At 42.7% G+C, this 11041-nt stretch carries 9 protein-coding genes, 10 tRNA genes and 1 pseudogene; 1 reads left to right on the forward strand and 19 read right to left on the reverse strand.

Annotated elements, in window-relative coordinates; genetic code table 11:
* Nucleotides 1-125 precede the first annotated feature (125 nt).
* The 8 genes and pseudogenes from LLY41_RS22265 to sigW form a co-directional block, all read right to left on the reverse strand.
* Nucleotides 126-515 (reverse strand): ribbon-helix-helix protein, CopG family, encoded by a 390-nt coding sequence (locus tag LLY41_RS22265; RefSeq protein ID WP_095245829.1) that lies wholly within the window; start codon nucleotides 513-515, stop codon nucleotides 126-128.
* Between the two features lie 144 nt (nucleotides 516-659).
* On the reverse strand, nucleotides 660-1091 hold the full coding sequence (locus LLY41_RS22270; protein ID WP_304586642.1) for a DUF4275 family protein: 432 nt from the start codon (nucleotides 1089-1091) through the stop codon (nucleotides 660-662).
* A 212-nt stretch (nucleotides 1092-1303) separates the two neighbouring features.
* Nucleotides 1304-3106 (reverse strand): glutamine--fructose-6-phosphate transaminase (isomerizing), encoded by a 1803-nt coding sequence (glmS, locus tag LLY41_RS22275; RefSeq protein WP_304586643.1) that lies wholly within the window; start codon nucleotides 3104-3106, stop codon nucleotides 1304-1306.
* Between the two features lie 495 nt (nucleotides 3107-3601).
* Nucleotides 3602-4951 (reverse strand): phosphoglucosamine mutase, encoded by a 1350-nt coding sequence (gene glmM / locus LLY41_RS22280; RefSeq protein WP_095245825.1) that lies wholly within the window; start codon nucleotides 4949-4951, stop codon nucleotides 3602-3604.
* A gap of 34 nt (nucleotides 4952-4985) precedes the next feature.
* A complete protein-coding gene (locus LLY41_RS22285; RefSeq protein ID WP_304588082.1) occupies nucleotides 4986-6308 on the reverse strand; it encodes a CdaR family protein in 1323 nt (440 codons plus the stop codon).
* A pseudogene (cdaA, locus tag LLY41_RS22290) lies at nucleotides 6309-7127 on the reverse strand (diadenylate cyclase CdaA); the annotation flags it as partial. It lies immediately after the preceding gene.
* Between the two features lie 195 nt (nucleotides 7128-7322).
* Entirely contained in the window at nucleotides 7323-7949 is a 627-nt protein-coding gene (locus LLY41_RS22295) for an anti-sigma factor family protein (RefSeq protein ID WP_095245823.1), read from the reverse strand.
* 17 nt (nucleotides 7950-7966) lie between these two features.
* Nucleotides 7967-8530, reverse strand: coding sequence for an RNA polymerase sigma factor SigW (gene sigW / locus LLY41_RS22300; RefSeq protein WP_061794087.1), 564 nt, complete (start codon nucleotides 8528-8530; stop codon nucleotides 7967-7969).
* Nucleotides 8531-8704: 174 nt separating this feature from the next.
* Here sigW and LLY41_RS22305 point away from each other — a divergent pair, with 174 nt between their 5' ends.
* Nucleotides 8705-8863: an aspartyl-phosphate phosphatase Spo0E family protein gene (locus tag LLY41_RS22305; RefSeq protein WP_095245822.1), complete on the forward strand. Its 159-nt coding sequence runs from the start codon at nucleotides 8705-8707 to the stop codon at nucleotides 8861-8863.
* Nucleotides 8864-8904: 41 nt separating this feature from the next.
* Here the strand turns inward: LLY41_RS22305 and rocF are convergent, their stop codons facing one another.
* From rocF to LLY41_RS22360, 11 genes are all read right to left on the reverse strand, one after another.
* On the reverse strand, nucleotides 8905-9810 hold the full coding sequence (gene rocF / locus LLY41_RS22310) for an arginase (RefSeq protein ID WP_197201066.1): 906 nt from the start codon (nucleotides 9808-9810) through the stop codon (nucleotides 8905-8907).
* A 176-nt stretch (nucleotides 9811-9986) separates the two neighbouring features.
* A tRNA-Ala gene (locus LLY41_RS22315) sits at nucleotides 9987-10062 on the reverse strand.
* Nucleotides 10063-10065: 3 nt separating this feature from the next.
* Nucleotides 10066-10140, reverse strand: a tRNA-Gly gene (locus tag LLY41_RS22320).
* A 67-nt stretch (nucleotides 10141-10207) separates the two neighbouring features.
* Nucleotides 10208-10280 (reverse strand) — tRNA-Lys (locus LLY41_RS22325).
* Nucleotides 10281-10298: 18 nt separating this feature from the next.
* Nucleotides 10299-10373 (reverse strand) — tRNA-Gln (locus tag LLY41_RS22330).
* A gap of 64 nt (nucleotides 10374-10437) precedes the next feature.
* A tRNA-Tyr gene (locus tag LLY41_RS22335) sits at nucleotides 10438-10521 on the reverse strand.
* 16 nt (nucleotides 10522-10537) lie between these two features.
* A tRNA-Thr gene (locus LLY41_RS22340) sits at nucleotides 10538-10613 on the reverse strand.
* 5 nt (nucleotides 10614-10618) lie between these two features.
* Nucleotides 10619-10694 (reverse strand) — tRNA-Val (locus LLY41_RS22345).
* A 4-nt stretch (nucleotides 10695-10698) separates the two neighbouring features.
* Nucleotides 10699-10773 (reverse strand) — tRNA-Glu (locus LLY41_RS22350).
* Between the two features lie 27 nt (nucleotides 10774-10800).
* Nucleotides 10801-10873: transfer RNA gene (locus LLY41_RS22355), tRNA-Thr, on the reverse strand.
* A gap of 36 nt (nucleotides 10874-10909) precedes the next feature.
* Nucleotides 10910-10984 (reverse strand) — tRNA-Asn (locus LLY41_RS22360).
* Between the last annotated feature and the right edge of the window lie 57 nt (nucleotides 10985-11041).

The following is an 11041-nucleotide window of genomic DNA, read 5'->3' on the forward strand; positions in this document are numbered from 1 at the left end:
AAATATTAAAAGAAAAGAGGCAGATAGCAAATTTCGGAAATTGTCTCAAATTATTCTCATTTCAGTAAAGCAACTTAAACGAAAAGGAGATCCAAACTCAAAAGTTGAATCTCCCATCTTTGCCTCTATAGCGTTTTAATTAGACACCGAATAGCTTCAGATACGTCAATCTGATTATCCTGGCAGTGATTCGTCAGTTGTCTATACGTTTCCTCATCTAGCCTGACATGAACGGTATGTACGTATTTTTCAGAATCCAGTTTTTTTGGTCGTCCTCTTGTCACTTTTCTTTTGCCGCTGCCATCTTTCCAAACGTTTATTATGACATACCCGTGTTTTTCCAGCCAAAGATCACAATCATACTCTTTCCACATGGTTTTGGCTCTTTGCAGAAATTCAAGCTTGAACTTTACCAGCTCATCTCCTTGAAGTCCCTTCATGACCGCTTTTTCCATCGCCTTATGCTCGTTAAACTGGAGAAATTGGTCGTAAGATTTGAATGTTAATTCTTTCATGATTCCGCTCCCATAATCAATTATCCATCTATAAAAATCATACCCTTTAAGAAAACGGTTGTAAATCCTGACTGAATTCGTAACTCGTTGAGAATAGGTTCTCTTGCCTCCTCCTTCTCTTCTTAAAATGTAAAAGATTTAAGATCACTTCCGGCTAAAATATGGACCGCACCAGCCTGTTTCATGGGTTACTATATAAGTCCAATTAAATTCTTTATCTACTATGTAAATATCCTCTTCATTTACAAAGTCCAAGGCTGTTAAAGATGAAGCATTGTCAAGGATAAAAGCATCATCCGAATGCTGATAAAAAACGTAACAAGACTCCTTCATTTCTTTATTAAACGCTATATCAGCATGTTCCTCCTTTAGGCACTTCCTTCTCTCATAACTAAATAAGTGCCATAAGTAGCCACAAAAGCCATCTTCATCGTCATAAAAATAAATGGACTTCTTTTCTTGATCACTGAGATGGTTAGCAAAACTTTCTTCCCATTGCTTTCTCAGATATGCTCCCCATTTAGGTATTTCTTTTACTTTCACTTTTTTACTTGTTATCGATTCTGCCAAGTCCATTATATAATCTAACACCCACTTGTTATTATGATAACTTCATTTTATTTAACTAAACTCGCGGATTCTACTGGCGTATATTAATTGGCTGTTCCCTAATTTTCTTCTTTATTCTCCTGTCTTTTGTCAGAATCCTGCTTTCCCGCTGGATAAAAAAAACGAGGAAAACTGGAGGCAGTCCTCCAATTTTCACTCGTTTCAGGGGGAATATTTCCTTACTCCACAGTAACCGACTTAGCCAGGTTACGCGGCTTATCTACGTCACACTCGCGGTGCAGCGCAGCATAGTAAGAGATTAATTGTAATGGTATTACAGAGATAAGAGGTGTTAATAGCTCGTTCACTTCCGGAATGATAAAGCTGTCTTCTTCAGTTTCCAGCCCTTTCATGGAAATGATGCAAGGGTTTGCTCCACGGGCAACAACCTCTTTGACGTTGCCGCGAATGCCTAAGTTAACACTTTCTTGAGTTGCCAGGGCAATGATTGGCGTACCGTTCTCGATTAGAGCAATGGTTCCGTGCTTTAATTCTCCGCCTGCAAAGCCTTCAGCTTGTATATATGAGATTTCTTTCAGTTTAAGTGCACCTTCAAGGCCAACATAGAAATCGATTCCACGGCCAATGAAGAACGCATTACGAGTCGTGGAAAGGAATTTGCGTGCAATGTCTTCGAACTCTTCCTTCGCATCACAAAGAACTTCCATGGCATTTGCAACGATTCCGAGCTCCTGGACAAGGTTGAAGTCAAGCTCCAATCCGCGGCTCTTCGCAGTTACTTCTGCAAGAATAGATAATACAGCAATCTGGGCTGTATATGCCTTTGTAGAAGCAACGGCAATTTCAGGACCTGCATGAAGCAATAATGTGTAATCCGCTTCACGGGATAGAGTTGAACCTGGAACGTTTGTAATCGTTAACGCCTTATGGCCCATTTCCTTAATATTCACAAGCACGGCACGGCTGTCTGCTGTTTCACCGCTTTGAGAGATAAAGATAAATAACGGCTTCTCTGAAAGCAATGGCATATTGTAGCCAAACTCACTTGAAATGTGAACTTCAACTGGAATTTTTGCGATCTTTTCAATAAACTGCTTTCCAACAAGTCCTGCATGATATGAAGTACCTGCAGCAATGATATAGATGCGGTCAGCATCGTTCATTGCGTCAACGATTTCCTGGTCGATCGTCAGCTCGTCTTGATCATTTTGATACTTCTGGATGATTTTGCGCATCACTAAAGGCTGCTCATCGATTTCTTTCAGCATGTAGTGAGGGTATGTTCCCTTTTCAATATCGCTTGCATCCAATTCAGCTGTATATGGATCACGGCTGATTGCCTCACCATTCAGTGTTTGAATCTGAACCGCATCTTTTGTGACAATAACGACTTCTTTGTCCATCAGTTCAACATATTGATCTGTAACCTGCAGCATCGCCATTGCGTCAGAAGCGACTACATTGAAAGTTTCGCCTAATCCAACCAGAAGCGGGCTCTTGTTTTTCGCTACGAAAATCGTTTCATTGTTTTCAGCATCCAAAAGGGCAATGGCATAAGAGCCTTTTAAAAGTGTCAGCGTTTTACGGAACGCTTCTTCAGTACTTACTCCCTCGCTCACGAATAAGTCAATCAGCTGAACGATGATTTCTGTATCTGTATCACTTTGAAGAGCTACTCCCTGCAAATATTCGCGCTTTAAGATGTCATAGTTCTCAATTACGCCATTATGAACAAGCGTAAAACGGCCGGAATTGCTTTGATGAGGGTGGGCATTGACTGTGCTTGGCACACCGTGAGTTGCCCAGCGCGTGTGTCCAATTCCTGTGTTTGCCATTACATCTTCATCAACAATATTTCGAAGGTCCGCAATACGGCCTTTTTCCTTGAAAACCTGAACGCCATTATCATTCATAACTGCGATTCCAGCTGAATCATAGCCTCTATATTCAAGCTTTTCCAAGCCTTTTAATAAAATTTCCTTTGAATCTAAGTTTCCGATATATCCAACGATTCCACACATACTTCTTTTCCTCCTAATAATGAAGGGGCAAGAAGCCTTTTCGGGGCAGTCCTGCCCCTTATCTCTGTTTTTTTATATTTAGTTCGATGTCTAGCTATCTAGCTACAGCACCTAAGCAAGGCGCTTCCGCTTTTCTAATTAGCATTCCCTTCTCTTTGTCCATTCAGTTGCCTGAATGTTTTAAAGAAGAAATCATCGGTTGTGCTTTCAACCGGGAGGCATCCGCCGAACATTCGATAAACCTCCTCCTCGTCAACTAATCCTTACGTCCAGGATCAGTTCAGGCGCTTTAAATTGCTATTCTTTCTCACTATCCACCTTTCTCTTCTTGAATAAGGATGTCCTGTATTCTTAAATACAAAAACAGGATTATCATACATCAAAGTCAGACTTCCGTCAACAAATATCGATATAGAACCAAAATTGGAAGCTGCCATATATAAAAATATGCATAAGGGAGCTCAGGAGTTCCCTTATGCATATGAATTGTACTTTTTACTCTTTTAATCCCATTTCACTCTCAACAACAGCTGCAATGCGCTCTACATATGAAGCACATAGCTCACCTGTTGGCGCTTCTGCCATTACGCGGACCAGCGGCTCTGTTCCGGAAGGACGGACAAGAATGCGGCCGTTTCCGTTCATTTCCTCTTCAACCTGTGTAATGACTTCTTTTACTTTTTCATTATCTGTCACATGATACTTGTCTGTTACACGGATATTCACAAGCTTCTGCGGGAATTTCTTCATTTCGTTCGCAAGCTCAGATAATGGCTTTTTCGTTACCTTCATAATGTTCACAAGCTGGAGGCCGGTCAAAAGTCCATCTCCTGTTGTGATGTAGTCAAGGAAAATAATATGTCCTGACTGTTCTCCGCCAAGATTATAGCCATTCTTCTTCATTTCTTCCACAACATAGCGGTCACCTACAGCTGTCTGTACACTTTCGACCCCGTTGGCTTCCAGCCCTTTATAGAAACCAAGATTGCTCATGACAGTAGAAACGACTGTGTTCTGCTTAAGTCTTCCCTGTTCTTTCATGTATTTTCCGCAAATATACATGATTTGGTCGCCATCCACAATATCGCCGTTTTCATCAATAGCGATCAAACGGTCTCCGTCTCCATCAAAAGCCAGACCAACATCTGCTTCTCTTTCCTTTACAAAGGCAGATAGTGCCTCAGGATGAGTAGATCCGACTCCTGCATTGATATTTAAGCCATTAGGAGATGCGCCCATCATGGATAGATCTGCATCAAGGTCAGCAAATAAGTGCGTCGCAAGCGGCGAAGTAGCTCCATGCGCACAATCAAGCGCAATATGAATACCGGAGAAATCTTCATCAACTGTCTGCTTTAAGTATTGAAGATATTTCTGGCCGCCTTCAAAGTAATCATTTACCTGCCCCAGGCTTCCTCCGACTGGTCTTGGAAGCTGATCTTCTGCCATATCCATTAATTCCTCAATCTCCGCTTCCTGATCATCGGAAAGCTTAAACCCATCCGGGCCAAAGAACTTGATTCCGTTATCTTCAACCGGATTATGAGAAGCGGAAATCATGACTCCAGCCTCTGCCCCCAGTGCTTTTGTTAAATAAGCAACACCAGGTGTTGAAATGACTCCAAGGCGCATAACTTCTGCTCCAATTGATAATAGCCCTGCTACAAGTGCGCCTTCCAGCATATGGCCTGAAATACGGGTATCCCGGCCGATTAATACTTTCGGACGATCATGGTCCTTCGTTAATACGTACCCTCCAAAGCGGCCCAGCTTAAAGGCAAGCTCCGGTGTCAATTCACTATTTGCAACTCCGCGTACTCCATCTGTACCGAAATATTTACCCATTTTATAATCGCTCCTTCTAACTTTAAAAACTATATTAAGCTTCTTCTTTTTTTGTTATCGTTATGTTCGCTTTACCTGCAGCAGGCTTTATATCCACACCTGAAGGACCGTCTACATTAATTGGCACCTCATGGTCACCTTCTCCAAGGTCTGCCAGGCTCAAATACAGATTAAAATCGTCCGCTTTGAGATCCTGAACTGTGCTGTTTTTCCCGGTAACCGTAATACTTGTCCTTCCGGAAGCAGGATTTTTAAGGGCCGCCTCATATTCTTCGGATAAGCCGGATAAGTTAATGGCAAGGCTTGAAAAGGTCTTGGTTACCTCTTGATCCTCTGCTTGTGCCTGTGTTTCTTCTGCAGGCTCCTCTGTGCTTTTCTCTTCTTCTGTTTCTGCATTTTCCTCAGTGCTGACATCAATTGAGGCCTTCACTGTTTTAGGATCTACTGCTGAAATGCCATCCGGAATAATAACCGGCAGGGTGAGCACAGTATCTTTCTCAATCTTGCTGACATCTACCTCTACCCTGACGCTTTCAGTCTCACTCAATATATCTTCACGGCCCGTTATAGAAGCCTCATCAACATCAAGTTTAATCGAATTAATGGTTACCCCATCCTGTGGTTCCCCGTTCCGGACAATCGTAACAGGCACCGTCTTGCTTAACTGCTTAACCGGAACTGTTACCCGAATGGCCTGAGGCTCCACAATGACATCAAGCTTATTCATCTCACGATCCAATACCCTGACTGTTGCATCATCAGCGATTGTCTCGGTTATAGGACCCTTGACATCAAGAGTTGCTTTAACAAAACTGATCCGCTCGATTACTTCTTTGGCTCCCGTGATTTTAACCGTCTTTGGTTCTGCAGATGCCGCTTCAGCCGTATAGCCCTCACCAAGAAGGCTATTATTAAATTCTGCATCCACTTTAAATTCCTGGGTGACTTTTTCGTGGACAGTCACATCTGCATATTGAGGATTAATGGTCACATCCAGTTTATCTGATATATCACGAATCTTAATTTCTACTCTTTGCGAGCCAATTTCTGCATCCGTCAAATCTACATATACTTCAAAGTTCTGCTGTTTTTTCGCTGACTCCAGGTGACTTTTGGGGCCCTCTATACTCAAATCAACTGTGTCCGGCATACCGGTTACAACCAGGTTCTCCGTATCATAATAGCTTTTCACCGGGACATCTTCAATAATGGCTGAATCCTGCTGACCTGGAACGTTTATTTCCTTTAATTCCTTATCTGCATCATACACAGAATCAAATAGAAAAAGAGCAAGAATCAAGGCAACGATCTTCATAAACCAGCGGGTATCTACCATTTTATCAATTAACTTATCCATTCTTTTTCCCCTCCAGTTCCAAAGACCTGAAGAAGTCTGCTTTATTTTCTGCTGAACAAGCAATTCACTTGAAAGCATATCTTTAAATGCCTCCGCTTTTAAGTCACGGTGCAGCTCCCCGTTTTTGGTTAAGGAAACACTTCCTGTTTCCTCAGAGACAATAATGGTAATGCTGTCAGTTACTTCACTTATGCCTAAAGCTGCCCTATGTCTGGTGCCCAGTTCTTTTGAAATGAAAGGACTTTCTGACAGAGGCAGATAACAGGCTGCTGCCGCCACACAATTCTTTTGAATGATAACGGCTCCATCATGCAGAGGTGTATTCGGTATAAATATATTTATCAGGAGCTCAGATGAAATTCTGGAATCCAGCCCGATACCGGTTTCAATATAATCGTTCAGCCCAGTTTCCCGCTCAACTGATATTAGCGCGCCAATGCGCCGTTTAGCCATATAATCTACAGCCTTCGCAATAGACTCGACCAGTTTCTCCTGATTTTCTTCTTCCTGATTAGCCGTCCTTGAGAAGAACCTTCCTCTTCCCAATTGCTCCAGTGCTCTTCGCAGCTCCGGCTGGAAAATGATTATGATGGCCAGAAATCCCCATAAAAGCACTTGTTCCATCATCCATCCTAATGTTTGCAGATGGAACTTGTCGCTTGCTACTTTAACCAGGATAATGACAAAAATCCCCTTCAGCAATTGGACAGCCTTCGTTCCTTTAACAATCATTATGAGTTTATAGATGACGTACCAGACAAGGAGAATGTCTATTGTATTAGCCAACAATTTCAAAATAGAGAAATCCGCAAACGACATTATCCTTCCTCCAAATATATATTTCAAAAGCAAAAATGCCTAATGTTCCTTTATGTAACTTTCATATTATATCATATTCATCGCTAATTCCAATTTTGAAACAGCATATGCCATCTGGAAAATTCAGCATTGTCATTTGCATACTAAGAATCCCTGCTTTATAGCAGGGATTCTTAGTATGCTTGACTACTTTTCTTAGTCTGTTTCTCCGGTTTCAAAGACATTTACAGCATCCTTAGCTGCCGTTTTGATGTGATACCACAGCCATTCGAATATGGCATCAACCTCTTCAATTTCTCCAGTAACCTTGCCGGCAGAAGCCATATACTGCTGCCCATTGATGACGGTAACATTCCCGTCGATCTCGCCCTGAATTTCCAAGTCGCCGTTCTTTACCACTACATCGCCTTTAACCACTTCACCTTCAGGTACAATCACCTTATCGTTTTGCACCACAAGGTTTGGCTGCTTAGAAACGGATAATTGGTGATCCTGATCCCAGGAAGATACGACGCTACCCATCATCAGAACAAGAAAGAGTGACGCCGCCGTTAAAAGCGGATGATGCCTGAGCCAGCGCTGAACCCCAACCTTCCGCTTTTCTTTTGGCAATTTCGCCATAACATTTGCTGTGAAATTTTCAGGTGCCTGTATATGTGAAGTGCTTTGGACTAAAGCGATCGTTTTCTTTAGTTCATGGAAATGAGTTTGACACTCCCCGCAGGTTTGCAGATGTGCCCTTAATTCCTTCTCATGTTCGGCTGAGATCTCTTCATCTAGGTACTCGTGCATATAAACAACCATTTCTGCTGGACATTTCAAAGTTCTCACCCTCTTTATTAAACATATCTTAATTGATTTCTAAGAGCTTCCCGGCCACGGTGAATCCGGGTCTTTACCGTTCCCAAGGGAAGGTCGAGTGTTTCACTGATCTCGTTCAGCGATAATTCTTCAATATATTTTAAAACAATAACCGAACGATATTTCTCAGGAAGCTTGGATATTTCTCTTTGGATTGTTTCCTGCAGCTCCAGGCTTTCTACATCATCCTCCGGCAGCCTCGCATCTGAAGCGATTTGAGAATACATGTTCAGTCCATCCGTTCCGGCGACCTCTGCATCCAGATAATAATCAGGCTTCTTTTTTCTGATTCTGTCTATACAAAGGTTTGTGGCAATCCGATAGAGCCATGTGGAAAATTTTAAGTCAATATTAAAGCTGGCAATGTTTACATAAGCTCTTAAGAAAGCCTCTTGAGCGATATCCTCCGCCTCATGCCTGTTTCCCAGCATTCTGTAGCAAATCTGAAAAACTTTATCTTTGTATATTTCAACAACTTCAGCATAAGCATCCTGGTCGCCTTTTAATACTTGTTTTATCCTCTTCTTTACGATTGTCTCCATTTTTTTACCTCCGCTCCAGTGCGGCTAATCGATAATACGAATCGATAGCGGAAAAGGTTTCATTTTAATTAAAAAACATTCAATTTCTATATTAACAAATTTTTACTTATACAGGTTTACTTTTTTTCTTTTAGGGTATAAAAGTACTAAAATTACCGAAAAGGATTGGTTACGGTGTGTGTTAAGGAATTATTGAGAGATATTGAGGATTGCCGGACTAAAATGATTCAGTTAGCAGCTTCCGGTTCTTTTACAGATCACATGGTAGTGGATGTCAGCATTAAACTTGATGAACTTCTAAATAAATATTATACACTCACAGCAAAAAAATGAGCAGAACTTGTCTATGTTCTGCTCTTCTTTATTTCCCTTTATTATAGAAGCTTTTCGCCAAATAGTGAACCCATAAGTGCGACTGCTACAGTAGCTGTTTTGTTCTTGTCATCCAAAATGGGATTAACCTCTACAAATTCAGCCGATGTTATGATTTGTGCTTCTGCAAGCATCTCCATGGCCAAGTGGCTTTCACGGTAGCTGATGCCGCCAATTACCGGAGTTCCAACACCCGGTGCATCATGCGGATCCAGCCCATCCAAATCAAGAGACAGATGAACACCATCTGTATTTCTTTCTTTTAAATATGTAATAGCTTCTTCCATAACCTTTGTCATACCGAGACGGTCAATTTCATGCATGGTATACACTTTTATGCCTTTTTCCTTAATAAGCTCCCGTTCTCCTTCATCCAATGACCTTGCCCCAATAATGACAATATTCTCCGGCTTAACCTTTGGACCATATCCCCCTACATTGGTTAAAAGCGGATGGCCCATCCCCAGGCTTACAGCAAGCGGCATGCCATGTATGTTTCCTGAAGGTGATGTTTCAGCTGTATTTAAATCCCCATGGGCATCATACCAGATTACCCCAAGATTCGAATAGTGCTTCGATACCCCTGCCAATGTTCCAATCGCGATGCTATGGTCGCCGCCTAGCACTAATGGAAAAGAACCGCCTTTTATTGCGTGGTCAACTTTTTCTGCAAGCATTTCTGTTTTTTCAGCTATAAGGTGCAAGTTTCGAAGATTTGAATTTGGATCGATTTGAACCTCCGGGCGGCCGATAGCAATATCGCCCTGATCATGGATTTCTTCAAATAAACATTTTAAGCGTTCATTCACTCCGGCATACCGAATTGCACTTGGCCCCATATCCACACCGCGTCTCATCTGGCCAAGATCCATCGGCATCCCAATTATCGATAATTTCTGTCTATTCATAATACATGTCCTCCCTTTCCCTTCCTATCTATATTTTAACCGCTTTCAAACCCATGACTCAACTCGACAAAATCGTGTATATATATGCGGTTATCCGGGATGAAAGTCCTAGTATTCCTATATTTATAAAAAAACCTTAAACCAGTGTGGTTTAAGGTTTGGCGTATTATGTATGTTGGTGGAGCCTAGCGGGATCGAACCGCTGACCTCCTGCGTGCAAAGCAGGCGCTCTCCCAGCTGAGCTAAGGCCCCATTTGGAGCGGAAGACGGGATTCGAACCCGCGACCCCCACCTTGGCAAGGTGATGTTCTACCACTGAACTACTTCCGCAGCATATTTGTATTTACAAGAAAGACCTTCAGGACTCGATTCCCAAGGTCTGCGTTTTTCTATAAAGTGAGCCATGAAGGACTCGAACCTTCGACCCTCTGATTAAAAGTCAGATGCTCTACCGACTGAGCTAATGGCTCGTACTATTAAAGCAAAAATGGCTGGGCTAGCAGGATTCGAACCTGCGAGTGACGGAGTCAAAGTCCGGTGCCTTACCGCTTGGCTATAGCCCAATAATTACAAAATAAAAAGGACATTCTTAGCTTGTCCAGTTTTTGTGTTTTTATTAAGTATAAGTGGTGGAGGGGGGCAGATTCGAACTGCCGAACCCGAAGGAGCGGATTTACAGTCCGCCGCGTTTAGCCACTTCGCTACCCCTCCATCTACGAAAAACAGATGGTGCCGGCGAGAGGACTTGAACCCCCAACCTACTGATTACAAGTCAGTTGCTCTACCAATTGAGCTACACCGGCAAATATGGTGGAGGATGACGGGATCGAACCGCCGACCCTCTGCTTGTAAGGCAGATGCTCTCCCAGCTGAGCTAATCCTCCATTATGGTGACCCCTACGGGATTCGAACCCGTGTTACCGCCGTGAAAGGGCGGTGTCTTAACCGCTTGACCAAGGGGCCTAGTATTCTAGTTGTCTACATTAAGAGAGCTTCCAACCGGGCTCGAACCGGTGACCTCTTCCTTACCATGGAAGTGCTCTACCTGCTGAGCTATGGAAGCAGCAGATCATAATTCCCATATGGGGCTTTATGAAAATGGCTCCGCAGGTAGGATTCGAACCTACGACCGTTCGGTTAACAGCCGAATGCTCTACCACTGAGCTACTGCGGAAAAGTGGTATTATAAAACAGCCTGGCAACGTCCTACTCTCACAAGGGGACAGCCCCT

It is taken from the genome of Cytobacillus firmus (assembly GCF_023612095.1).
In the GTDB taxonomy this organism is placed as follows: Bacteria; Bacillota; Bacilli; order Bacillales; family Cytobacillaceae; genus Cytobacillus.